Below are 23,337 nucleotides of genomic sequence, written 5' to 3' on the forward strand. Positions count from 1 at the left end.
CCTCTTGCTAGGTTATAGCACTGCGGGAGCGACGAACGACGGCGGGGTACCGGAGTCAACCTCCGGTACCCCGCCGTCGTTGTGCCGATCCACGGACCGCCAGCAGTGCGGGTCTAGGCGTTGGCCAATCGGCCCTGCTCGATCTTCTTGTTGTGGGCCAGGACATCGGCGTCGTTGTGGCGCAGCCACGAGTACAGCGGTGCCTGGGTGAAGATCGTTGCCAGGGTGCCGACGATGATGCCGATGAACAATGCCAGCGACAGGTCCTTCAACGTGCCGGCACCCAGCAGGTAGGAGCCAATGAACAGGATCGAGGCCACCGGAAGCACGGCAACCACCGAGGTGTTGATCGAGCGCACCAAGGTCTGGTTGATGCCCAGATTCACCAGTTCCTCGAAGGTGCGCTTGTGTTGCTCGGTGAAACCGGCCGTGTTTTCACGGATCTTGTCAAAGACAACCACCGTGTCATAAAGCGAGTAGCTCAGGATCGTCAGGAAGCCGATAATCGCGGACGGCGTGACCTCGAAACCCGAGAGCGCATAGACGCCCGCGGTGATGACCACCACAGAAAGCAGCCCGATGATCGCGGCAAGGGACATCTTCCACGTCCGGAAGTAGATGGCCATCAGCAGCGCGACGAGCACCACGAACACCACAAGCCCGATCAGCGCCTGCTTGGAAACGTCCGCGCCCCAGGTCGGGCCCACGAACGTCGAGGTGACTTCGGCCTTGGTGACACCGTAGGCAGATGCCAGGGCCTCCGCGGCGGACAGCGTCTGGTCATCGCTGAGCTTGTCCGTCTGCACGCGCATGGTGTTCGGGGCAATGTTGGTCACGCGTGGGTGGTGGTCTGGCGCGATATCAACCACGGCTTGTTCCCCGACGGCGATATCGACGTGGTCGACCTTGGAAATGGTGAACTCGGATCCGCCGCGGAACTCAATGCCGAGGTTGAACCCGCCCTTGACCACGGGAACCAGGATGGAAAGAAGGACAAGGACCGCCGCAACGACGAACCAGGTTTTGCGCTTTCCGGTAAACGGGTAGGACCGCTTTCCGGTGTAGAGCTCATTGCCCCACGTTGCGAGACTAGCCATTTGAAGAATCCTTATCCGCACGTTCGTCTTGCTTTCTCGGCGCCGCGGTACCTACCGCGGCCTTGCGTCGCTCGGCAATGGTCTGCCGGCGTTCGGCCTCGCTTGCTGCCTTTGCGTTCTTCTTCCCGCGTGCTGCCTCGGCCTCCGTGCTGAAGCTGCGGACCTTGCCGGCGCCCTGGTATAGCGGGACGACACCGAGCAACGACGGGTCAAGACCGGAAAAGCGGTGGCCTTCACCGAAGAACTTGGTCTTGGAGATGATCTGCAGGATCGGGTGGGTGAGCAGGTAGACGACAATGATATCGACAACGGCCGTCAACCCGAGGGTGAAGGCGAAGCCACGAACGTTGCCCACGGCAACGATGTACAGCACGATCGCAGCGAGGATGTTAACGGCCTTGGCCGCAAGGATGGTGCGTTTGGCGCGCTTCCAACCGATCTCAACAGCGGAGGGCAACGGGCGACCGTCACGAAGCTCGTCACGGATGCGTTCGAAGTAGACGATGAACGAGTCGGCGATCAGCCCGATGGACACGATCAAACCGGCAACACCGGCCAGCGAGAGCCGGTAGTTCATCGACCACCCCAGCAACACCAGTGCAAGGTAGGTCAGCACACCCGAGACCAGCAGCGAGACGATGGTGACCAGTCCCAGCAGGCGGTATTGGAAGATCGAGTAGACGGCGACCAGGAACAGGCCGATCACGCCTGCGATCAGGCCGCTGCGCAACTGGTCGGAACCCAGGGTCGCGGAAATCTGCTGCTCGGACTGGATTTCGAAGCTGATCGGCAGTGCGCCGAACTTCAGCTGGTCGGCCAGTGCCTTTGCGCTCTGCTCGGTGAAGTTACCGGTGATTTCGGCTCGCCCGTCCGGGATCACCGAGTTGGTGGTAGGAGCGGAGATCACGGTGCCGTCAAGCACGATCGCGAACTGGTTCTGGCTGCCCTGAAGAGTAACCAGGCGCTGGGTGACCTCCGCGAAGGAAGCCTTGCCGGCGGAGTTGAACTCGATGTTCACGCCCCACTGCCCGGTCACTGCGCCCTGTTGGCCGCGGGACATCCCGAATGACGCATCGGAGATGTCGGCTCCGGGGACCTCGACGGGGCCCAGGATGTACTTCGCCCCGACATCGGGGTCGCAGGAGATCATCGGCTTGGCCGAGTCATGGGTTTCCTCGGCGCCCTGGCCGAGTTCGGAGGGGCAGTCATAGCTCTCGAACTGCTTGTAGAGCTTTGCGTCGATCCAGTTCGTGTCCGAGGCGTTCTCCGGCTCACCGGTCGGCTTTGGCAGATCCGCCTTGGGAAGGCGCTCCCCCTCGGGAACCGCGGTGAACGGCCCTGACAGGATCACCGGGCGGAACTCCATGTTGGCCGAGGCCTGGATCAGTTCACGGGTGCGGGCATCGGGGACACCTGGCATCGAAACAACGACGTTGCGCCCCGACTGTGTGGTGATCTCCGCTTCGGAGACACCTGTTCCGTCCACGCGCTGGCGGATGATCTCCACGGCCTGGTCCAGTTGCTCCTGCGTCGCAGCGGCACCGCCCTGCACCCGTGGTGCCAGGATCATTTGCGTACCGCCCTCAAGGTCGAGAGCCAGCTTGGGCGAGAACGCCGCCTTCCCGCTCAGCACTCCGGTAATCAGGATCACGGCGGAAATAAGGAAGATAACGCCGAGCCACAGCAGGGATTTTCGTGCCTGCTTGATCGGACCAGTAGATGACATCGTGGGGCTTTCTGGTTGTTCCGTCTCCCATGAAGGGGACGAAGATTCCGCGGAAAACCCGGAGCACGTCCCACCCAACGCGCAATGGGCGTGGTACGGTGCGCTCCGGGCCGCTTGATGAAGGTCAATGGCCAACCGGTCATGCGTCCGCAAGCAGGGGCATGCAATAATCCGGCTGGTGCTCACTGCCCGTTGCCGGGCGTGAAAGAGCCGTGTCTAGGCCTTGGGGCCGTTTTCCTCGTTTTTGAGGCGGCGCAGTGTCTCTTCGGGGGTTTCACCCTCGTTGCCCTGCACTTCTTCAGCGCTCTCAACCGATGCGGAGGTCAACGACGAAGCATCGTCGGGGATCTCCATGGAGGGGGTCTCGGGGGCAACGACCTTGGCAACAACCTGGGAGTGCACGGTGACGAAGCTGCCCGGGGAGACTTCCAGGACAATCTTGTTCTCGTCGGTGTCGATGCTGGCAATGGTGCCGAAAAGACCGAACTGGGTCATCACCTCGGCGCCGACGGCCAGATTGGATCGGACCTGTTCCTGGGCCTTGGCTGCCTTCTTGCGGCCGCGCATCATCATGAAGATCAGCAAGCCGAAAGCGGCAAGCATGAGCAGGATGGTCGGGTCAAAACCACCACCTCCGCCGGTAGCGGGTTGGGCCAATAGATTTTCCGTCACTTGTAAATACCTGTTTCTCAGTCAATGTCAACGGCGCGCGGCATCGTTATAGCGCAGCCGGTGGGCTCATCCATCCTATAGGCAGTTGCCCGGCAAACCCTGCCCATCGGCGGGATTTAGCCTGCCAATCTGCCTTGAATCCCCGGCGGTGACACCCTGAGGCGTTCGCTCAGGGCTAATCCTCGTCCTCGTCGTCGAGCTCAAAGCCGGCACCGCCGGCAAAAACGGCATCCGCCGGCATGCGAAGGCCCAGGTGCTTCCATGCTGCAGCCGTAGCGATACGACCGCGGGGGGTCCGCCCCAACAACCCTTCCCGGACAAGGAAAGGCTCGGCGACGGTTTCCACGGTCTCCGTCTCCTCCCCGACAGCGATGGCCAGGGTCGAAAGACCAACCGGCCCCCCGCCGAACTTCGTGCACAACGCATGCAATACACCACGGTCGAGCCTATCCAAACCGCGGGCGTCGACCTCATACATCTCCAGGGCCGCGGACGCGGCGCGCGCGTCGATGCTCTCGAGCCGGTTCACCAGTGCCCAGTCGCGCACCCGGCGCAAGAGCCGGTTGGCGATGCGGGGGGTGCCACGCGAGCGGGAGGCGATCTCGAAAAAGGCGGCGGAGTTGACCTTCAGGGAGAGCATCATCGCCGAGCGGCGCAAGACCAGCTCGAGTTCCTCCACGCTGTAGAACTCCAGGTGTCCGGTGAAACCGAACCTGTCACGCAGCGGGCCCGGGAGCAGACCGGCACGCGTGGTGGCACCAACAAGGGTGAAGGGCGGGATCTCCAAGGGGATGGCGGTGGCACCGGCCCCCTTGCCCACGATGATGTCAACGCGGAAATCCTCCATGGCCATGTAGAGCATTTCCTCTGCCGGACGGCTCATCCTGTGAATCTCGTCCAGGAAGAGCACCTCGCCTTCGGTGAGCGAGGAGAGGATCGCTGCCAAGTCCCCTGCATGTTGGATGGCCGGACCGGAGCTGATGCGCAAGGGCGCGTTCATTTCCGCGGCAATGATCATCGACAGGGTGGTCTTTCCCAAGCCCGGGGGGCCCGAGAGCAGCACATGGTCCGCGGTGCGTTCGCGGATCTTCGAGGCTTCAAGGACCAGCGAAAGCTGCTGGCGAACCCGCCCTTGGCCCACGAAGTCATCGAGGTTCTTCGGGCGCAGGGTTGCCTCGAGTACCCGCTCCTCGGGCTCGGAGCCGGCATTCGTCAACGCACCGGTATCTGTCATGTCCTACTCCTAGTTTCCGGGCCGGTTCCCGCGTCCCAACGAACGCAGCACCGCCCGAAGGATTTCCGGCACGCTGCCGGTGGCGACCAACTGCGGTTCGTTCTTAGCCAGGGCTTCAAGGGCCTTGAGTGCGTCTTTTTCTGTCCAGCCCAATCCGGTGAGCGCCTCGATGACCTGAGGCTCCCATGAGGAAGCGGCCGTGCTTCCTGCCGGGACGGGGGCGCCGGTGGGGGTAAGCTTTCCGGAAAGTTCCAGCACGATACGCTGGGCTCCCTTGGGTCCGATGCCCGAGACCTTGGTGAAGGCCTTGGTGTCCTTGGTGCTGGCGGCGATGCGCACCTCCTCTGGGCTGTGGACCGAAAGAATCGCCAGGCCGGTGCGCGGGCCGATGCCCGAAACCCCGGTGAGCACCTCGAAGACTTCGCGTTCATCGGCGCTGGCGAAACCGAAAAGCGTCATGGAATCCTCGCGGACCACCATGGAAGTGTGGATCAAAGCCTCGCGGTCCACCTGCAGGTCGGCCAGCGTCGCAGGGCTCGCCTGGATCAACATGCCGAAGCCTCCGACCTCGATGACCGCACTGTTCAGGTTGACTTGTTGCGGCGTGCCTCGCAGCGTACTGATCATCTGGGATGTCCTCCGTGGTGCCGGGCTGGGCGTGCGAGGCTCATCGAGCACGCAAGCCATGCGAATATATCTACGAACAGCTTACAGCTTCTGCGGGCAGGTTTGCGGACGCGCCGCCACCGGATCCCGGGGCACCGCGAGCCGGCGGGCTAACGCACCTTCGCCGAACGCGCCTTGGCCTCGGCAGCGATCCATGCGCGCTGGGCCGGTGTCAATCCAGAGGATCCTCCGGCGGGCCGGGGTGCGGAGGCGGAAGCGGCTGCCCCTGCAGCGCCGAACGCCGCTCCGCGCCAGCCATGGGTGATGGCCAGGGCTGCCGCGTCGGCGGCATCGGCCGGGGACGGCGGCTCATCCAGGCGCAGGATCTTGGCAACCATCTTGCCCACGGCGTTCTTGTTCGCCGAGCCCGATCCAGTCACCGCAGCCTTGACCTCAGTGGGCGTATGCAATGCCACCGGGATGTTTCTGCGTGCCGCGGAAACGATCACCACGCCCGAGGCCTGGGCGGTGCCCATCACCGTGCTGACGTTCAGCTGGCTGAAGACCCGCTCCAGGGCAACGACGTCGGGCTTGTGCTCATCGAGCCACGCGTCGATGCCATCGGCGATGGCCAACAACCGTTGGTCAAGCGGGGTTCCGGGATCGGTTCCCACCACCGTGACATCGACGAGCGTGGCCCGGCGGTTGGGTTCGACGTCGACCACGGCCAGCCCGCAACGGGTCAGTCCGGGGTCGACACCCACCACTCTCAATGCCATGGAAGTGGACTAGTCCTCTTCGAGTTCTGCCATGACCTCGGCACTGATGTCGGCGTTGGAGTAGACGTTCTGCACGTCGTCGAGCTCTTCCAATGCATCGGCAAGCTTAAGGAACTTGCGGGCCGAGGCGGCATCGAGCTGTACGTGCAGCGAGGGAACGAATTCGATTTCATCGGTCTCGTATTCGATCCCGGCTTCCTCGAGTGCACTGACGACGGCGCGCAGGTCGGTCGGTTCGCTGTGGATCTCGAAGTTCTCCCCGGCCTCCTTTATTTCGTCGGCCCCAGCATCGAGCACCGCCATGAGCACGTCATCCTCGGTGAGGTCCTTCTTCGGCAGCCCGACAACTCCCTGGCGGGCAAACATGTACGCCACAGAGCCGGGGTCCGCAACCGTGCCGCCGTTGCGGTTGATCGCCAGGCGCACCTCTGAAGCAGCGCGGTTCTTGTTGTCCGTCAGGCATTCCACGAGAAGCGCCGAGCCCTGCGGTCCGCGGGCCTCGTAGATGATCTCGGTGTAGTCGATGACTTCGCCGGTCAGACCGGCGCCGCGCTTAACGGCGCGGTCGATGTTGTCGGCGGGTACCGAGGTCTTCTTGGCCTTGGAGACCGCGACCTCAAGGCCCGGGTTCCCGGCCATGTCGGCGCCGCCGGCGCGGGCCGCGACCTCGATGTTCTTGATCAGCTTGGCGAACGATTTGGCGCGCCTGCTGTCCAGGATGGCCTTCTTGTGTTTTGTGGTTGCCCATTTGGAGTGGCCCGACATGCTTACGCGTCTCCTCTGATCATCTGAATGAAAAGTTCGTGGATACGGCGTTCCCCGCCCACCTCTGGATGGAAGGAGGTCGCCAGCAATTTCCCCGAACGTACTGCGACAATTCTAGCCAACCGAACCCCATCACCGCCCAAGGGCGTGTTTCCGGCGGGGATCGTGGCCAATACCTCTACTCTTTCTCCCACGCTGCTCACCCAGGGTGCCCGGATGAAAGCGGCGCGAACCGGTTTGGCCGCCTGGTCTGGATCCTGGCTGGGAAGGACGTCAAGTCCCTTGAAATCCAGGTCCACTTCGAACGAATCGATTTGTCTGCCGAAGGCGTTGCGCTTGACCACCATATCGATTCCCCCGAAACTTTGCTGGGGGTCGCCCTTGAGATTGGTGGCAGGATCGGCAATGGTGTCGGCCAGCATGATCATTCCGGCGCATGAACCATAGACCGGGAACCCCTGGGCGATCTTGGCCCTAATGACCCCGTCGAGCCCGGAGAACCGGGCCAGCTTGTCAATCACCGTTGATTCACCTCCCGGGATAACCAGCCCGTCGAGTCCTGCCAGCTCATCGGCCACCTTCACCGGCTGGGCAACTGCACCTAGTGATTCAAGGGCCCGGCGATGTTCGTTGACATCCCCCTGCAGGGCAAGAACCCCAATTTGTAGTACCACGGTGGATCACTTCCTGCTCAGGTGATAAAGGATCGAGTGTCCCTGGCTAACTGAGATGGAGCACGCGGACAGCCTAGAATAAACCCTGCGTGAGCGGCACTGATATTTTTATGACGGTTAGCCCGCGCAATGCCGGGTCACTGCCCGGGAAGTGTCCACATCTTCGCGCCGTTTTCCTTGGCGTTCATGGAGTTCACGGTCTCGGTGGTGCGTTGCAGCGAGGCTGCGTCCTTGGATCCGGTGGTGCACGGCTGGTTCGATGCCGAAGGCAAGGCACACCAACGCAGCGGGGCCGCTTTGATGGTGTGGGCAGCCCACACCAGGTTCCCGGGCTCCCAGGTCTCCCCGGTACGAACAAATTGCATTTTCACCGTCAGCCCCTCGGTGTTCAGCACCGTCTTGGTCGCGTGCTTCGCCACCGAGTTTCCCAAACCGTAGACGATCCAGGTGCCTTCGTGTTTTTCAACCGGCAGCACCGAGTGCGTGTGGTGCGAATAGATGAAGTCGAATTCCCCGCTCTCCGCCAACGCCCGGTACAACTTGAGCTGGGCGGCCGTGGGGCTGCTGGTGTACTCGGCTCCGTCATGGATCGCTGCCATCACGATGTCCGCGCCGGCGGCTCGTGCGGCCTTGGCCCGCGCCAGCAACGAGGACTTCTCGAGGTCATCGACGCGCCACGGAGCGTCTTCCTTCATGCCGTTCAGCGAGTACGTGCCGGCAATGATGGCTATCTTCGCACTTCCCACCGGTGCGAGCAATGGCTTTTCGGCTTCGACTGCGCTGCGGTAGGAACCGGTGTGGAACATACCTGCCCCATCCAGCGCGTCCAGTGTGCGTTTGACCCCGGGGACTCCCCCGTCCATCGAGTGGTTGCTCGCCGTGGTGCAGCCGTCGTAGCCTGCCTTCTCCAGTGCCTCAATGATTTGCGGCGGGACGTTGAACATCGGGTATCCGGCGTATGGCCCGCCCTTGGGCGCCACCGGGGTTTCAAGGTTGCACAGGGCAAGGTCGCTTTGGTCCAGGTAGGGAGCGATGCCAGCCAGCAGCGGGTCAAAGTCCAGGCTTCCCGCCCCGTCTGCCTCGGCCTGGTCCCACAATGCAGGATGCAGCAGGATGTCCCCTGCCACGGCGACCTCGATGCATTCATCCCCGGGGCACTGTGCGTCCTTGGGCCCAGCGGAGGCTTTGCTGGCGCTCTCGGTCGGTTCGCTCGGGGTCCTCGATGAGTCCTGGCTCGGGGCGGCCGAAGCCGCGGAGCTGCCCACAGCACCGGAGCTTGCCGATGGCGGAGGACCGTCCACCGGCGCGCAGGCAGCAAGCAAGGTGCTAAGAAGCAGTGCTGCGGCGAAGGCAATACCCCTGGCAGCAAAAAATCCTTGCGCAATTCGTTCAGTCATGGTTATGAGCCTAACCTCGCTGCCGGGAATACGGCGCGGGAAACGGACAGCACTGCGGGCTTGTGACAGGGTTAAGGACATGCCTAATCCGTTGCTTGAGCCAAGCACCTTGCCGTTTGAATTCCCAGATTATTCAGCCCTGGAGGCAGCCCACTACCTGGATGCCATCGGGCAGGGGGTGGATCAGCACCTCGAGGAGCTTGGTGCGATCGCGCAAAACACCGATGCCCCGACATTCGAGAACACGTTTGTAGCCGTGGAACGGTGCGGCCAGCTGCTGCGCCGCACCGTGATGGCCTACTGGACGGTGTTCTCCGCCCACGCCACTGATGAGCTGCGCGAGATCGACCCGGAAATCCAGTCGCTGGTTTCCGGCCACCAGGATGCCATCCACCTGGATGAGGCACTTTTCGCGCGCCTGTCCGCCCTGGATGCCCGAGCGCTCACCGGCGAAGACGCACGACTGGTGTCCGAGACGCTGCGTACCTTCCGTGCAGCAGGTGCCGAACTCGACGAAAAGCGCAAGCAGGAACTGCGTGCGCTGAACTCACAGATCACGGATCTGTCCAGTGAATACTCGCGCAAGCTCTTGGGCACCATGAACGATGCGGCGGTCCACTATTCCGATGCCGCCGAACTGGATGGACTCAGCGACGGGCAGTTGGCCTCGGCCTCCGACGCAGCGCGTGCCGCCGGACACACCCAGGGCTACCTGCTCTCATTGGTGCTGCCTACCGGCCAACCGATGCTTGAGTGCCTGGAACTGTCCGAGTCGCGCCGCAGGCTCTTCGAGGCCTCGGTGAACCGCGGCCAGGAAGGCGCGAACCGGACCCTTGACCTGGGTGCGCAAATGGCGTCGCTGCGCTCCAAGCGCGCTGCCCTGCTCGGTTTCGACACGCACGCCGACGTGGTGCTGCAGGATGCAACCGCGCCGGGCCTTGAGGCGGTCAAGGCCCGCCTCGCCGGGCTCGTCCCTGCGGCCGTTGCCAATGCACGGGCCGAGGCTGCCGAGCTGGAGAAGATCTCCGGCGCCCCCATCCAGCCCTGGGATTGGACCTACTACTCCGCCGCCGTGGCCAGGGAACGCTACACGCTGGACCGCGCTGCGCTGCGCGAATACTTCGAACTCGATGCAGTGCTTGTACGTGGCGTCTTTTCTGCCGCCAGCCGGCTCTACGGACTGGGTTTCACCGAACGGTTCGACTTCCCGCTCTACCACCCCGACGTCCGCACGTGGGAAGTCTTCAACGAGGACGGCTCGAGCCTTGGCCTGTTTGTGGGAGATTTCTTTGCCCGGCCCACCAAGGCCGGCGGCGCCTGGATGAATTCCATCCGCGAGTCCGCATCGTTGCTTGAAGAGCGCCCGGTGGTCACCAACACCTTGAACATCCCCAAGCCCGCCCAGGGCGAACCCGCGCTTGTTTCCCTGGACGAGGTCAACACGCTGTTCCACGAGTTTGGACACGCGTTGCATGGATTGTTCTCAGCCGCCATCTACCCGTCGTTGTCCGGCACCGCGGTGCCCCGCGACTTCGTCGAGTACCCTTCCCAGGTCAACGAGATGTGGGCACTGCACCCCGAGGTGCTGCCCGGATACGCAGCCCACACCGTCACCGGAGAGCCGCTGCCGGCCGGCACCGTTGATACCCTCGATGCCGCGGCCCTGTGGGGTGAGGGATTCGCCACGACTGAATACCTCACCGCCGCTGTCCTGGACCTGTCCTGGCACTCGCTCGTTGACGGGGAGATGGTTTCCGACCCGCTGGCCTTCGAGCAGCGCGTGCTCACCGATGCCGGACTGATCCCTGACCTGGTACCCTCGCGCTACCGAACCGGCTACTTTAAGCATATTTTTGACGGCGGATACTCCGCTGGGTACTACTCATACATCTGGTCCGAGGTGCTGGACGCCGACACCGTTCAATGGTTCACCGAAAACGGCGGGCTGAAACGGGAAAACGGTGAAAGGTTCCGCGACGAGCTGCTTTCGCGCGGCAACACCCGTGACCCGCTGGAATCCTATGAGATCTTCCGAGGACGGCCCGCACGGATCGAACCGTTGCTGGCGCGCCGCGGCCTGGCAAAGGGCAAGTAAACGTGACAACCATCGGATTTGCGCAGGATGCGCTCTCGCACTGGCACCAAGCCATGGCGACTGCCACCGGCGGCAAGATCTTCACCACCCACGGTTGCTCATGGGCTTGGCAGCCCGCACGCGCCCGGCTGGTGCTGCTCTTCCCAGCCCATGCACAGGAAGCCGGGCTGCGCCCTGGCTTGGCCGAGGGAACGCGCCTGGGTGCGCGCCGGGTGGAGGCCTGGGTCAATTCCGGCGCGCCATCCACTGCGCTGGAGGCAGCCGGATTCTCCGATGCGGCACAGATTTCGTGGCATGCCGGGGAATTGGTGGGACCGCGGGAACCGTGGGACGGCCGTGTGCGCCTGGGAACCGAGATCCCCGAGGCCAAGGGCGCCGACGCCAAGGAGTTGCAGGTGGCAAACCTGTGGCGCGATCCGGCGGCGGCCGGGTTGAGCGCCGGACACCCCGCGCTGCGCCGCATCGAACAAGCCACCGCCCGCACCCTTGAAGGGGAACTGGTGGGCCGCGCCTTTGCCCAGCAGGCATTGGGTGGCCAGTTGGCCATCCACGGTTTGGCAGTCGCTCCTTCACATCGACGGGCCGGCATTGGCTCGTCCCTGCTCAACGGCTTGGCCCGGGGCATGGCCAATCCGTTGGGACTCGATGACCAGTCGCGCATCGAGCTCATCGCCGCGGCATCACCGAGTTCCGCACAGTTCTTCGAGGCCAACGGGATGCGTTTGCTTGGTCGTGGCCGCCACTTGGTGCTGCGCTAGCCTTTGGCTGCTGCATTCCAAGGACCGGTTGGCGTCCGGGGTGCGTGCCCATGAGTGCTGAGAACACCGGAGGCGGGCATCGCTTGCCGGCGCCATGGCCCATGAGGGTATCCGCTCCATTGGGTGCCGCATGAGAGATGGCGGGCCTCAACCCATCGGCGCTCCAAGCCGGAAGTGGTGGAAACAGGTGCTGCCGCGGACCACGGCGCAACAAGATTCGGTTTCACGCGCTTTCTTGTCGCTATTGGATGCTGGCGTGCTGCCGTCGCTCATTTATCGGATCCCCGGAATAAACGGCGGGTGTAGAGCGGATCACTTCTTGCTCAGCGGACCACACGCACGTTCAGGGCCGTGGTGCCCATCGCCTTGGTGAGGCATGCCCACATGACGAAGTAGTGTTCGGGCCCCTTCGCGGTGGAGATCCCTCCAAGGTCGATGATGGAGTCCTCGGGCCAGCCGAGGTCTTTCAGGAGGGTTGTCGCCTGGTTTTTGGCCGAAGCGTCGTTGCCCGAGACAAAGATGCTGGTTGGCTCCAGGGAAGACGGGTTGATGAAGATCTTGCCGGCGCAGGTGTTCATCGTTTTCACGACGTTCGCCTCCGGAAGCATCTCCTGCAACTTTTCGCCCAAGCTGGAGCCGGGATAGATCAGCTCGTAAGAGGACGTAGCGGCGTTGGCCACGTCAATCAGGAGTTTTCCGCTAAACACCGCCGCATCGATCTGGTCCAGGAGTTCCTTCGAGGAGGCGCCCGGAGTCGCATTCACGATCACCTCGGCGTTTCGCGCGGTTTCCTCAAGGCCCGAGACGGGGTACACAAGATCGGTCCGGGATTCAGGGTGCCGCGAGCCCAAGGTCACCGAGTGCCCGGCTGCGGCGCAGCCACCCGCGAGGGCTTGTGCAACGCTGCCCGTGCCCAGGATACCGATTTTCATGACTGCCCCTTTTGCGGTGTTGGACGATACTGGTTCTCCGGCCCAGCCTACGCCCGCCACCGGACGAGGTGCCCCGGTTTGCCGGCATCAAGTCCCGGGGAATCGATCAATGCCGGGAATCCATGCAGGTGCCCGTTGCGCATCCCCAGCCCCGAAGGCCGCAGCGCGGGGTCCCCTGGGGGACTTAAACGTCGCGGGCCGGGTGCTGCCCGGTACACATCATGCCTTCTTTGCGGAGAGGCCATGCGTAGCCGGGGCACCCAGCCCGTGGCCCGGCATCAGTTCGCCTGGGTGTTACCAGCCGCGCTCGGAGAGGCGGTGCGGTGCCGGAATGTCAGCGACGTTGATGCCGACCATGGCTTCGCCCAGTCCGCGGGAGATCTTGGCCAACTGGTCCGCGTCGTTGAAGTAGGTAGTGGCCTGGACCACGGCCGCTGCGCGCTGGGCGGGGTTGCCGGACTTGAAGATGCCCGAGCCCACGAACACGCCGTCGGCGCCCAGCTGCATCATCATGGCAGCATCCGCAGGGGTCGCGATGCCACCGGCGGTGAACAGCACCACGGGCAGTTTGCCGGTGGCAGCGATTTCCTTGACCAGCTGGTAGGGAGCCTGGAGTTCCTTGGCGGCCACGTACAGCTCGTCCTCGGGAAGGGCTGCGAGCTGTGCGATCTGGGCGCGGATCTTGCGCATGTGCCCGGTGGCGTTTGAAACGTCCCCGGTTCCGGCCTCGCCCTTGGAGCGGATCATGGCAGCGCCCTCGTTGATCCGGCGCAGTGCCTCGCCCAGGTTGGTGGCGCCGCAGACGAAGGGGACCTTGAAGTTCCACTTGTCGATGTGGTGCTCGTAGTCCGCCGGGGAGAGCACCTCGGACTCATCGACGTAGTCCACGCCAAGAGACTGCAGGATCTGCGCCTCGACGAAGTGGCCGATGCGGGCCTTGGCCATCACCGGGATGGAGACGGAAGCGATGATGGAATCGATCATGTCCGGGTCGCTCGCGCGCGAAACCCCGCCCTGTGCCCGGATGTCGGCCGGAACGCGTTCCAAGGCCATCACGGCAACAGCACCGGCGTCCTCGGCGATACGGGCTTGTTCGGCCGTGACGACATCCATGATGACGCCGCCCTTGAGCATGTCGGCCATGCCCCGCTTGACGCGGTCGCTACCTACGGTAGTTGTGGGGGTGGGGACGGCTTCGTTTTCAGACACCTGGGAATTCCTTTCAATACGGTGGGCAATACGCAAATCATCGTAGATCCGCTGTGGCACAAAGGTCGTGGGTATGTCGTCACATTCCAGAACCATATGTACTGTCGCCCAGCCTGCCCGTGGGTTGCCAAGCGTATCGGTCGCTATCGCCAGGGGCCGGTGACTTCCGCCGCAAGACACCCGCGCCCGATAAAAGATGCGCTCCTGGCACCAAGACGCCGATGGCCCCTTCGAAGCATCCTTCGAAGGGGCCATCGGCGGCGAGAGACAACCTGGTGCTAGTCGATTTGAAGCCAGCCGGCGGTCATGTCCTCGCGGATGTCGTTGAGGGTCGCGGGGATCGCCTTGGTTTCGGCAATGATCGGGAAGAAGTTCCCGTCCCCGGCCCAGCGCGGAACCACGTGCTGGTGCAGGTGCGCTGCGATTCCCGCTCCCCCGGTGACGCCCTGGTTCATGCCAAGGTTGAAGCCGGTGGGACGCGAGACATGGCGCAGCACTCGCATGGACTTCTGCGCCAACGCCGCCATCTCCATCGTTTCCTCTTCGGTGATGTCGGTGTAGTCCGGAACATGGCGGTAAGGGCAGATAAGCAGGTGGCCCGGGTTGTAGGGGAAGAGGTTCAGGATCACGTACGCGGTCTTGCCGCGGTGGATGATCAAGGACTCTTCGTCGCTGCGGTTGGGACCGGCACAGAACGGACAGCTTTCCTCGTCCTTGACGTGGTCCTGCCCGGCCTTGATGTACGCCATCCGGTAAGGGGTCCACAACCGCTGGAACGAATCCGGCACACCGGCGAGCTCAAAGTCATCGGTGATCGCGGCATCGGCCGCCTCCTGCGAAACCCCCTGCCCTCCCTGGGCGTTGAACTCCCCCATTGCGCCTAAGCCTCCCGGTTCTTCACCGCGGTGATGATGCGTTCAACGGCTTCGCCCACCGGAATGCCGTTGTCCTGGCTGCCGTCGCGGAATCGGAAGGATACCGCCCCGGCCTCCGCGTCTTCGCCACCGGCGATGAGCACGAACGGGATCTTGTCCTTGGAGGCATTGCGGATCTTCTTCGGGAACCGCTCGGTGCCCAAATCGGCCTCGGCACGGATGCCTGCCTCGCGCAGCTTCGCGATGACCTCCGAGACGTAGTCGTTGAACGCCTCCGCCACGGGGATCCCCACGACCTGGACCGGTGCCAGCCATGCGGGGAACGCACCGGCATAGTGCTCGATGAGCACACCCATGAAGCGCTCCACCGAACCGAAGAGGGCACGGTGGATCATCACCGGGCGCTGGCGGGTCCCGTCGGCTGCCTGGTACTCGAGCTCGAAGCGCTCGGGCAGGTTGAAGTCCAGCTGGATGGTGGACATCTGCCAGGTGCGTCCGATGGCGTCGCGTGCCTGCACGGAGATCTTCGGGCCGTAGAACGCCGCTCCTTCCGGATCCGGGACCAGTTCCAGTCCCGAGGCCTCGGCGACCTCGGCCAGGGTGTTGGTTGCTTCTTCCCAGGCGTCATCGGATCCGACGAACTTCTCCGGGTCCTTGGTGGAGAGCTCCAGGTAGAAGTCATCCAGCCCGTAGTCCTTGAGCAGATCCAGCACGAACTTCAGCGTGCTGGTCAGCTCGTCCTTCATCTGCTCGCGGGTGCAGTAGATGTGGGCGTCGTCCTGTGTCATGCCGCGCACGCGGGTCAGTCCGTGGACCACGCCGGACTTCTCGTAGCGGTAGACCTGGCCGAATTCGAACATGCGCAGCGGCAGCTCGCGGTAGGAGCGTCCGCGTCCGCGGAAGATCAGGTTGTGCATCGGGCAGTTCATCGGCTTGAGGTAGTAGTCCTGGCCGGGCTTGAGCAGTTCGTTGGTCTCCGGGTCGCGGGTCTCATCGATGTGCATCGGGGGGAACATGCCGTCCTTGTACCAGTCAAGATGCCCGGAGATCTCGTACAGGTGGCCCTTGGTGATGTGCGGGGTATAGACGAACTCGTATCCGGCTTCGGTGTGGCGCTGGCGCGAGTAGTCTTCCATGGTCTTGCGGATGATTCCGCCCTTGGGGTGGAACACTGGCAGGCCGCTTCCAAGCTCGTCCGGGAAGGAGAACAGGTCTAGCTCGGCGCCGAGCTTGCGGTGGTCGCGGCGCTCGGCCTCGGCCAGGCGCTCTTGGTATGCCTTCAGGTCGGCCTTGGTGGGCCAGACAGTGCCGTAGATGCGCTGGAGCTGCTTGTTCTTCTCGCTACCCAGCCAGTATGCGGCTGCCGTGCGGGTCAGCGCGAAGGCGTTGGAGATCAGCTTGGTGTTGGGCAGGTGCGGGCCGCGGCATAGATCGCACCAAATCACGTCGCCGGACTTGCGGTCGACATTGTCGTAGATGGTGATTTCACCGGCGCCGACCTCGACGTTGACGCCCTCGCCGGCTTCGTCGGCCTCATTGGTCTTGGAGAGCAGTTCCAGCTTGTACGGCTCGTTGGCCATGGCCGTGCGGGCCTCGTCCTCAGTGACGACGCGGCGTGCGAACTTCTGGTTCTGGTTCACGATCTTGAGCATCATCTTCTCGAGAGCCTTGAGGTCCTCGGGGGTGAACGGTTCCTCGACGTCGAAGTCGAAGTAGAAGCCGTCGGTGATGTACGGGCCGATGCCGAGCTTGGCATCCGGGCGCAGCTGCTGCACGGCCTGGGCCATGACATGGGCGGTGGAGTGGCGCAAGACCTCGAGGCCGGCCGGCGAGTCGATGGTGACTCTTTTCACCTCGGTACCTGCCTCGAGTGGGCGGGCCAGGTCGCGCAGCACGCCATCGACGTGCATCACCACGACCTCGCGGTCGTCAAAGTACAGCTCGGCCCCGGTAGTGCCGGCATTCACCTCGCGTTGTTTTCCATCGACACTCAGTGTGATTTCCTCAAGCACTACGGTTCCTCGTTTCGTTATGGGGCTTCATAGCTTGTGGCATACGGTGACCACAGCCAGCCAACACCCAGCTTAACCGACGCCGTAGGGTGCCAACCAATCCGGAATCACGCATGGGACACCCGGATCGGCGGATCACGGGGCCCCGGGGCAGGAGCCACCACGGTGGCTTCCCATGGCCGATGCGGTCCCCGCTCTTCCTCCGGGTGCCCAGGGAGCTTCAGTACGGCACCGGCGCAATGGATGGGCACAGCGTGGGCAAATGTGCGCAGTGGCGCCCGGCGGTGGCCGATGCCTAGGGTGTCGGCTTGAAGAAGAGCCCTTGAACCTTGCCGTCGGCTTGCGTCAACAGGCTCACCTGCATGGGCCCCTGGATGCCCTCGACGGTACCGACCACGGCCGTCGGGGTCCTCGCCTCGATCGAGGTCAACTGCAGACCACCCTGCGGGGACAGTGAGGCCAGGATTTTGTTGAACTCCTCCGGCGAGAGGGGTTAGACAAAGGCTGCGCTCATATGTGCGGCCACGGCCTGCCCGTCGATGGGCAGGGCCTTGGTGGCATCCAGCAACCAGGAAAGTTGCTTGCCGGCAGGACCATCGGGGATCTCGGCCGTTGGCACTGAGGTAGAGGTACCGCCGGTTGCACTGGTGGTTCCCGAAGTATCCGCCGGCGCCGAGCTCGATGAACACCCGGCCAGAACCGGGACTACACCAAAGGCAAGCGCAAACGAACCAAGGCCTCCTTTGGTCCGTCGCCAAGGCAGGCTTATCGATCCGTCCACGTGCACTTCGGTCATCCCGCTTACTCCCCTGCCAGCCAGGCAAAATCCCTGATGAATACTGACTGTCCGCTGCCAATGCAAGCCAGCTTCACCCGGGAAATTCCCAAGTCGCGTCGGCTTCCGGACCATGGCGAAAAGCCGGTAGCGAGACACCGGGTGCATCGGGCGCACGTTCGCGTTGGGAACCCAAGCCCCCCCCTTTGCCGGGGGGGGTGGCGACAAATATCACGGCAACGCGTTGCGGCCAAGGCCAGCATCGCAGGTTTGATGTCCATGGCGCCCGCTCCCGAGGTATCCACCCAGAGGCAACCAGCTCGCCGGTCCCCGGACTCAGCTACTTTGACGAAGCCTGGTGTCCAAGGTGACCCGTCCGCTGAATCCCGGCTGCACGGACTTGCCATCTCGCCCAATGGACCCAAGCCAGTGGACCGGCTTCCATCCCCACCCCACGCTTCGTTTGGGCCGAACCAAGGTGTCCTCGTCAACCGTGTTCCCATTTGCACTGACTCCTTCACTGAATTCCGTTTTGCTCCCCTGTAGACCCATAGGCCAGACATTTCAATGGCCAGTAAGGGCATACGCCACCCGACGCAGCGCAAAAACCGGGATAAGACGCCCGCTGGAGCCATCCAGCGCCACGAAGTTTCCCGGTCTGGTGGCTCATCAGGGTCTTGGTTTCTCCTGATCGTTCGAGGTAGTGGACGCGTGTTCGAACACGCCATTACTTTCCGTTGACGCGTGCCGGACCATCATTGGTACTTTCCGCATGTTGATCTGGGGCTTTGTTTCTGCCCCCTGTTGATTGTCTGCAAGCAGGGCTAGCATCTAGTCATGGATACCCGTGTAAATCTCAGCAAGTCCGATCCCGCTGCATACGCGGCGCTGTTGGCCATGAACGAGGCCGCCAGCAAGTCCGCCGACGCCGCGGGAATAGATCCCAAGCTCCGTGAGCTGCTCAAGGTCCGAGCCTCGCAAATCAACGGTTGCACGTACTGCCTGCGCATGCACACCAGGGACGCGCTGGCCCTCGGTGAGACCACCGATCGCCTGGCAGTAGTTTCTGCGTGGGCTGATTCCCAGTACTTCAGCGCAGTGGAGCGCGCCGCCTTGGCATTGTGCGAATCAATCACCATGGTCTCGGTCGACCACGTCCCACATGGCGTCTACACCATGGCCCGCGCAGTGCTTTCCGACGAACAGATCTCGGCCGTAGCCTGGCTGAGCGCTGCCATCAATATGTTCAACCGGATCGCGATCATCAGCCGCTACCCGGTCAAGCCCTGACACCCGTGGCATAGTGCCCGATCACACCAAACCCCGTTTTCGCCGTGTCCTGCGAGACGGCGCCGAGGCTGCTCCGCGACTGAATCCTGTGTCTGATGAACTCTTGAAAACAGTGCGCGATTCGCAGCATCGATGATTGCCCCCAGGCTTCCTGATTCCTTGCGTCTGCGGGAAATGTTCCCTGTGTTCCTAGGGAGCCATGCCAGCCCGCCAGCGCAACGGCACCTGGGCTCCCTACGAAGCCTTATCCGTCGGGGAGTTGCGGGAGGTATTGGACAGACCAATTGTTTCCGTCGGTTCGGCGAAATACACAAAGTGGCCCCAGTTCAAGACCCGGACCTTGCTCACGGCCACGCCAGTGGCCTTCAGCTGGTCATGGCAGCTTCGATGACGCTGACCACCAAGAGCAGGTTTGTAGAGGTTCCCGGTGCGGCGTCGGTCAGCCCCTCACCGATGCAGATTGAAGCCGCCGATCCAGGTGGAGTCAGTTGGACAAAACGGACCGATTCGACGGGTCGCTCGTCATGGTCGGCGTTGTACCCGACGTTATTCACATAGAAATCCTTGGCGTTATCCACATCGGACACGGGGAGAAACACAGGCTCGAGTTTCCAATCGATGCTGCACCCGTTAGTGCCGCAGCCAAACGCCTGTAATGGGTTGCCGGATCGTCCTGGTTTCCGGGCCCGGGGTCGCTGTGACGTCGGCCGCAAGCCGGGGATATAAGAAACGACCGTCAAGACCCACGTATGCCGTGTGATCAATAAGCTCGGCGTCAACTCCCGGCTGCAGGTTGCCTTGGCGGCCCGCACGGTGTTCTGCGCGGACAACGCCTGATTCGTCAGACGGGTCCGTGGACTCGCCCCCGGTTCCATGGTCACGGGTATTGGCGTTGGAGCCGGTCCCAGTGGAGAGGCGAATCCTTGTGGACCCCGTCAATGTGGTTGCCCGTTGTCGTTAGCACGCGTATCGGTAATGCCGGCGGTTTGCCCTAGCCGGGTATCAGATCACGGGCGCGGAAGCGCCAGAACCCCATGGAGCCCAGCACCACGGCAGAGAGCGCAAGCACCACCAAAGGCATCGGTGTGAAGTCCTCTGCCGGTATCCGCGGGATCATGCCGAACGGAGTAGCCTTGATGGCGTCCTGCGCGAAGGAGAACAGTCCTCCGAACATCGCCGCCATGAACGAAATCCCATACATGGTCCAAGCGATCGCCGTCGCGGCGCGAGGCAACACTCCTTGGCAGAAGAGCAGCACCCCGAGCATCAGCAATACGCCGGGCCAGTAAGCAAATGATGCCGCTGCCATCTGCCCTCCGGTGGCTGCACCTTGGGAGGCTGCACCGGTGAGATATCCGCCCAGCAGCATCATTGCCGCCGAGCCGCCGGCGGCGACGAGCACGTGGGCGCCGAGCCACACAGGGCGGGCAAGAGATCCTGCCAAAAGGTTTTCGAGCCGTCCGCTTTCTTCTTCGCTGCGCGCACCAGCCAACGACTGTACTGCAAAGGCACCGGCCAAAAGCCCGTTGAACAGCACCAAGACGCCGAGCACCCCATTGAGCATCCCGTGTTCAGCACCAATCAGGGACTGTGCATAGGAGTTATTCGGGTCTACGGCGAACACCATCGCCCGCGCCACTGCCCCGAAAAAACCGCCGATCAGCAACGCCCCCAGGAGCCAAGAAATGAGCGAGCCACGTTGCAGGCGCAATACCAGGCCCAGTGGATTAGCCAGGAAGCCGGAGGCGGTTGACGAACCACCCCGCTCCGGCAGGATCCCGGAACCCAAGTCCCTGCTTGTTTCAATCCGCAGGGCCAGAGCACAGCCAAGTACGGCCAATCCCAATATCGCCAGCATTGGCCACCAGCTGTTTTCCCCGAACGCACGCATGGTCTGTGCCCAGCCGAACGGTGAGAACCAGCTCAACGCACTGGCCTTGGTGCCTTCGGCCTGCAGGTCTGCGCCGGCCCTGATCAAGTAGAAAAGCCCCAGCACCCCCACGGCCAACGAGTTCGCTCCTCGGCTGGTGCTTGAGAGCTGGCCGCAGATCGCCGAGACAGCCACGAAGGCCAGGCCTGTTCCGGCAATGGAGGCACCCATCACCCAAGAGCCGTTTGTCGGAAGATCCAGTCCCAGGCATAGCACGGAGATCAGCAACCCTGCGGTTACGCTCAGGGCGCCGGCGACCACATAGTTCGCCAAGGAATAGGCATGCCGACCCACGGCTGCCGAGCGCAGCAGCTCGGTGCGCCCAGTCTCCTCGTCTGCCCGGCCATTGCGGGTGACCAAAAAGATCGAAGCGAAACCCAGGGCAACGGCCAAAGTCATCCAGACCTTGATAACCAGGATGCCACCGAGCGATCCCGCCGCGTAGGGAAGGCCCGTCATGGCTGCCACCGCCGGGGTATTGGCCACCCTGACGTATGCATCCCGGTCCGCTTGGGTAGGAAATATCTGTTGCTGGGAGTCGTAGACCAATGGGATCATGAGTGCCAACACGGCCGCCCAGATGACGAGCCGCAACCCGTTACGGCTCAGGATGAACTTCACGCAAATCCCCAGTCCCACCAGCGTGCCCATAGCAGTTGTAGACCGCTGCGCCGTATGCCGTCCGGACACAGCTACTGCGTTCATCGCGCACCACCCCAACGCGAAGGCCCCGATTCATCTGGATTCGGGGCGTCCGCGCCGAAGTGCGGTCCACCATAGTGGCGCAGGAACAAATCCTCCAGCGATGGAGGCGCCGAAACCAAGGAGCTTGGCGAATACCCGGCCAGTGCGCTCAGCACTGCGCCCAGGTCTTTCTCCCCGACTGTGAAGGTGGCCCGTTGCCCATCGAGCACCAGGTCGTTGATCCCGGGGACCTGCGCCAGAGTAGTGGCCTGGGAATCAAGTAACACCGAGACGGTGGTGCGGTGCAGGTGTCGCAGTTCATCGAGACGCCCTGCTTCCACCGTCTTGCCCTCACGAATTATGGTGACGGTATCACAGAGTCTCTCGACCTCGGCGAAGATATGGCTTGAGAGCAGGACGCTGCGGCCCTGGGCCTTGGCTTCGCCGATGCAGGCTGTGAACACTTGTTCCATTAAGGGGTCGAGGCCTGAAGTCGGTTCATCAAGGAGAAGCAACTCGGCATCCGAAGCCAAGGCCGCGACAAGCACGACCTTTTGCCTGTTGCCCTTGGAGTAACTGCGCGCCTTCTTGGTGGGGTCCAGGTCGAAGCGTTCAAGCAGCTCGTCGCGTTTGGCCCTGTCTACTCTCCCGCGCAGCGATAAGAGGATCCCAATGGCCTGTCCGCCAGTGAGGTTGGGCCACAGACTCACCTCGCCGGGGACATAGGCGATGCGCCGATGTAGCGCCACCGCGTCGTCCCACGGGTCCGCACCGAGCATCCGGACCCTGCCGGAATCGGCGCGCAACAGTCCCAACAGGATGCGAATGGCCGTCGACTTGCCCGATCCGTTGGGGCCAAGGAAGCCAGCGACGTCTCCGGAGTCAACGGCGAGCTCCAGTCCGTCCAAGGCCACCGTGTGTCCGAAGCGTTTGTGCAGGCCGGAAACCGAAATGGCCTGGCCGTTTGAAAACATTGTTTTCTCCTTTTCACACCACGGGTCCACCCGCGGGATCCGCAGATGGGTTCTTGGTTTCGACCAGGTGGGTCCGGTAGTCATCGAGATAGCGTCGGTCGGCAAAGAGGCCCTCGGTTTAGAGCTCAAGCGTCGGTAGCATGGCCTCGGCGTAGTACTGCTCCATCACCGCCCCGAAGACTTCCAATGCAGTACACGGGAACACGGCCAAACCGACAAGCATCGCTCCTAGGGATTGCTGGACCAGGAAACGCACCCGAGCCTCTTCACCACGGCTGGGAATGACAATCCCCCGCGACACCGCGCCCCGCACGGTCCCCAAGGTCTCCGCGACCAGTCGCTCAATGAAATCGCGGCCGGCAGCCCCTCCCTCGCGGGGAGATCGCAGGATATAGACCAGCAGGATCCCGCACTCCTGCGAAGACGGAAGCCTTGCAAATAGCTGGTCCGGGGCGGTCTTTAAGGTTTCTTGTTTCAATAGGCGATACCATTTCAGCACCGTGGCATCATATTCAGCCCGGAGCACTTCCTTTGATCCGAAGTGGTGGCGCACAAGCCCGGCACTAACCCCTGCGCGGGAGGCGACGGAACGCAGTGATACGTCGAACCCGTAGGCTGCGAAACGCTCGATGGCCGCGTCGCGCAACCGGTCCAATCCGGTCAAGTCGCCATAAGCTGCACTCATGTACAGCAGGCTACTCGCGTGTATAGCCAAAGACTACGGGTCGTGTTGACTCATCTAAAGTGCGCGCGAAATGGGGCGCATGCCTCATTTGAGAAGTGCACGCGAAATCTCTGGCGCATGACCGGGCACCTTGGTGTGCTGGAGGGATGGGTTATGGGTTGACATTGT

The 23,337-nt window shown here is 62.9% G+C and carries 21 protein-coding genes and 2 pseudogenes; 4 read left to right on the forward strand and 19 right to left on the reverse strand.

Annotation, left to right across the window (positions count from 1 at the left end):
* Positions 1-113 precede the first annotated feature (113 nt).
* The 9 genes from secF to ABEA12_RS07120 all read right to left on the reverse strand — a co-directional run bounded on the left by secF (position 114) and on the right by ABEA12_RS07120 (position 8,950).
* Entirely contained in the window at positions 114-1,097 is a 984-nt protein-coding gene (gene secF, locus ABEA12_RS07080; protein ID WP_210100861.1) for a protein translocase subunit SecF, read from the reverse strand.
* A complete protein-coding gene (gene secD / locus ABEA12_RS07085; protein ID WP_210100862.1) occupies positions 1,090-2,823 on the reverse strand; it encodes a protein translocase subunit SecD in 1,734 nt (577 codons plus the stop codon). The genes secF and secD overlap by 8 nt, the downstream gene beginning before the upstream one ends.
* 216 nt (positions 2,824-3,039) lie before the next feature.
* A complete protein-coding gene (gene yajC / locus ABEA12_RS07090; protein ID WP_345467206.1) occupies positions 3,040-3,480 on the reverse strand; it encodes a preprotein translocase subunit YajC in 441 nt (146 codons plus the stop codon).
* Positions 3,481-3,670: 190 nt separating this feature from the next.
* Positions 3,671-4,729 carry a Holliday junction branch migration DNA helicase RuvB gene (ruvB, locus tag ABEA12_RS07095; protein WP_210100863.1) on the reverse strand — a complete coding sequence of 353 codons (1,059 nt, stop codon included), beginning with the start codon at positions 4,727-4,729 and terminating at the stop codon, positions 3,671-3,673.
* 9 nt (positions 4,730-4,738) lie between these two features.
* Positions 4,739-5,356: a Holliday junction branch migration protein RuvA gene (gene ruvA, locus ABEA12_RS07100; protein WP_210100864.1), complete on the reverse strand. Its 618-nt coding sequence runs from the start codon at positions 5,354-5,356 to the stop codon at positions 4,739-4,741.
* Positions 5,357-5,505: 149 nt separating this feature from the next.
* A complete protein-coding gene (ruvC, locus tag ABEA12_RS07105; protein ID WP_210100865.1) occupies positions 5,506-6,114 on the reverse strand; it encodes a crossover junction endodeoxyribonuclease RuvC in 609 nt (202 codons plus the stop codon).
* 9 nt (positions 6,115-6,123) lie between these two features.
* Positions 6,124-6,879, reverse strand: coding sequence for a YebC/PmpR family DNA-binding transcriptional regulator (locus ABEA12_RS07110; RefSeq protein ID WP_210100866.1), 756 nt, complete (start codon positions 6,877-6,879; stop codon positions 6,124-6,126).
* A 2-nt stretch (positions 6,880-6,881) separates the two neighbouring features.
* Positions 6,882-7,553 carry a pyridoxal 5'-phosphate synthase glutaminase subunit PdxT gene (gene pdxT / locus ABEA12_RS07115; protein ID WP_210100867.1) on the reverse strand — a complete coding sequence of 224 codons (672 nt, stop codon included), beginning with the start codon at positions 7,551-7,553 and terminating at the stop codon, positions 6,882-6,884.
* 137 nt (positions 7,554-7,690) lie between these two features.
* Positions 7,691-8,950 (reverse strand): CapA family protein, encoded by a 1,260-nt coding sequence (locus ABEA12_RS07120; RefSeq protein ID WP_345467217.1) that lies wholly within the window; start codon positions 8,948-8,950, stop codon positions 7,691-7,693.
* 79 nt (positions 8,951-9,029) lie between these two features.
* Here ABEA12_RS07120 and ABEA12_RS07125 point away from each other — a divergent pair, with 79 nt between their 5' ends.
* Together ABEA12_RS07125 and ABEA12_RS07130 are read left to right on the forward strand one after the other, a co-directional pair.
* Positions 9,030-11,045 carry a M3 family metallopeptidase gene (locus ABEA12_RS07125; RefSeq protein WP_210100868.1) on the forward strand — a complete coding sequence of 672 codons (2,016 nt, stop codon included), beginning with the start codon at positions 9,030-9,032 and terminating at the stop codon, positions 11,043-11,045.
* A 2-nt stretch (positions 11,046-11,047) separates the two neighbouring features.
* Positions 11,048-11,803, forward strand: a complete 756-nt coding sequence (locus ABEA12_RS07130; RefSeq protein ID WP_210100869.1) for a GNAT family N-acetyltransferase — start codon at positions 11,048-11,050, stop codon at positions 11,801-11,803.
* Positions 11,804-12,126: 323 nt separating this feature from the next.
* Here the strand turns inward: ABEA12_RS07130 and ABEA12_RS07135 are convergent, their stop codons facing one another.
* The 6 genes from ABEA12_RS07135 to ABEA12_RS07160 all read right to left on the reverse strand — a co-directional run bounded on the left by ABEA12_RS07135 (position 12,127) and on the right by ABEA12_RS07160 (position 17,627).
* Positions 12,127-12,735, reverse strand: coding sequence for an NADPH-dependent F420 reductase (locus ABEA12_RS07135; RefSeq protein ID WP_210100870.1), 609 nt, complete (start codon positions 12,733-12,735; stop codon positions 12,127-12,129).
* Positions 12,736-13,029: 294 nt separating this feature from the next.
* Positions 13,030-13,944 carry a pyridoxal 5'-phosphate synthase lyase subunit PdxS gene (gene pdxS, locus ABEA12_RS07140; protein ID WP_345467227.1) on the reverse strand — a complete coding sequence of 305 codons (915 nt, stop codon included), beginning with the start codon at positions 13,942-13,944 and terminating at the stop codon, positions 13,030-13,032.
* Between the two features lie 278 nt (positions 13,945-14,222).
* A complete protein-coding gene (locus ABEA12_RS07145) occupies positions 14,223-14,819 on the reverse strand; it encodes an HIT family protein (protein ID WP_210100872.1) in 597 nt (198 codons plus the stop codon).
* 5 nt (positions 14,820-14,824) lie between these two features.
* Positions 14,825-16,831, reverse strand: a complete 2,007-nt coding sequence (thrS, locus tag ABEA12_RS07150) for a threonine--tRNA ligase (RefSeq protein ID WP_210100873.1) — start codon at positions 16,829-16,831, stop codon at positions 14,825-14,827.
* Positions 16,832-17,126: 295 nt separating this feature from the next.
* Entirely contained in the window at positions 17,127-17,261 is a 135-nt protein-coding gene (locus ABEA12_RS07155; protein WP_345467234.1) for a hypothetical protein, read from the reverse strand.
* A gap of 63 nt (positions 17,262-17,324) precedes the next feature.
* Complete coding sequence (locus tag ABEA12_RS07160) at positions 17,325-17,627, reverse strand: hypothetical protein (protein WP_210100874.1); 303 nt, start codon at positions 17,625-17,627, stop codon at positions 17,325-17,327.
* An 816-nt stretch (positions 17,628-18,443) separates the two neighbouring features.
* On the opposite strand from ABEA12_RS07160, the gene ABEA12_RS07165 reads away from it, so the two are divergent.
* Positions 18,444-18,896, forward strand: coding sequence for a carboxymuconolactone decarboxylase family protein (locus ABEA12_RS07165; protein ID WP_210100875.1), 453 nt, complete (start codon positions 18,444-18,446; stop codon positions 18,894-18,896).
* 244 nt (positions 18,897-19,140) lie between these two features.
* On the opposite strand, the pseudogene ABEA12_RS07170 reads toward ABEA12_RS07165, so the two are convergent.
* Positions 19,141-19,516: pseudogene (locus ABEA12_RS07170) on the reverse strand (VOC family protein).
* 118 nt (positions 19,517-19,634) lie between these two features.
* Here ABEA12_RS07170 and ABEA12_RS07175 point away from each other — a divergent pair.
* Positions 19,635-19,733, forward strand: a pseudogene (locus tag ABEA12_RS07175) (hypothetical protein); the annotation flags it as partial.
* 154 nt (positions 19,734-19,887) lie between these two features.
* Here ABEA12_RS07175 and ABEA12_RS07180 read toward each other — a convergent pair.
* The 3 genes from ABEA12_RS07180 to ABEA12_RS07190 all read right to left on the reverse strand — a co-directional run bounded on the left by ABEA12_RS07180 (position 19,888) and on the right by ABEA12_RS07190 (position 23,169).
* Positions 19,888-21,447 (reverse strand): ABC transporter permease, encoded by a 1,560-nt coding sequence (locus ABEA12_RS07180; protein WP_210100876.1) that lies wholly within the window; start codon positions 21,445-21,447, stop codon positions 19,888-19,890.
* 80 nt (positions 21,448-21,527) lie between these two features.
* A complete protein-coding gene (locus tag ABEA12_RS07185; protein WP_210100877.1) occupies positions 21,528-22,484 on the reverse strand; it encodes an ABC transporter ATP-binding protein in 957 nt (318 codons plus the stop codon).
* A 118-nt stretch (positions 22,485-22,602) separates the two neighbouring features.
* Complete coding sequence (locus ABEA12_RS07190; RefSeq protein WP_210100878.1) at positions 22,603-23,169, reverse strand: TetR/AcrR family transcriptional regulator; 567 nt, start codon at positions 23,167-23,169, stop codon at positions 22,603-22,605.
* Positions 23,170-23,337: the final 168 nt, after the last annotated feature.

The sequence above is a fragment of the Paeniglutamicibacter antarcticus genome, assembly GCF_039544305.1.
Taxonomy (GTDB): Bacteria; Actinomycetota; Actinomycetes; order Actinomycetales; family Micrococcaceae; genus Paeniglutamicibacter; species Paeniglutamicibacter antarcticus_C.

Coding starts and splice junctions, on each gene's coding strand:
- secF (WP_210100861.1), bottom strand. CDS start 1,097: ATGGCTAGTCTCGCAACGTGGGGCAATGAGCTCTACACCGGAAAGCGG.
- secD (WP_210100862.1), bottom strand. CDS start 2,823: ATGTCATCTACTGGTCCGATCAAGCAGGCACGAAAATCCCTGCTGTGG.
- ruvB (WP_210100863.1), bottom strand. CDS start 4,729: ATGACAGATACCGGTGCGTTGACGAATGCCGGCTCCGAGCCCGAGGAG.
- ruvA (WP_210100864.1), bottom strand. CDS start 5,356: ATGATCAGTACGCTGCGAGGCACGCCGCAACAAGTCAACCTGAACAGT.
- ruvC (WP_210100865.1), bottom strand. CDS start 6,114: ATGGCATTGAGAGTGGTGGGTGTCGACCCCGGACTGACCCGTTGCGGG.
- ABEA12_RS07110 (WP_210100866.1), bottom strand. CDS start 6,879: ATGTCGGGCCACTCCAAATGGGCAACCACAAAACACAAGAAGGCCATC.
- ABEA12_RS07120 (WP_345467217.1), bottom strand. CDS start 8,950: ATGACTGAACGAATTGCGCAAGGATTTTTTGCTGCCAGGGGTATTGCC.
- ABEA12_RS07125 (WP_210100868.1), top strand. CDS start 9,030: ATGCCTAATCCGTTGCTTGAGCCAAGCACCTTGCCGTTTGAATTCCCA.
- ABEA12_RS07135 (WP_210100870.1), bottom strand. CDS start 12,735: ATGAAAATCGGTATCCTGGGCACGGGCAGCGTTGCACAAGCCCTCGCG.
- ABEA12_RS07145 (WP_210100872.1), bottom strand. CDS start 14,819: ATGGGGGAGTTCAACGCCCAGGGAGGGCAGGGGGTTTCGCAGGAGGCG.
- ABEA12_RS07160 (WP_210100874.1), bottom strand. CDS start 17,627: ATGACCGAAGTGCACGTGGACGGATCGATAAGCCTGCCTTGGCGACGG.
- ABEA12_RS07165 (WP_210100875.1), top strand. CDS start 18,444: ATGGATACCCGTGTAAATCTCAGCAAGTCCGATCCCGCTGCATACGCG.
- ABEA12_RS07185 (WP_210100877.1), bottom strand. CDS start 22,484: ATGTTTTCAAACGGCCAGGCCATTTCGGTTTCCGGCCTGCACAAACGC.
- ABEA12_RS07190 (WP_210100878.1), bottom strand. CDS start 23,169: ATGAGTGCAGCTTATGGCGACTTGACCGGATTGGACCGGTTGCGCGAC.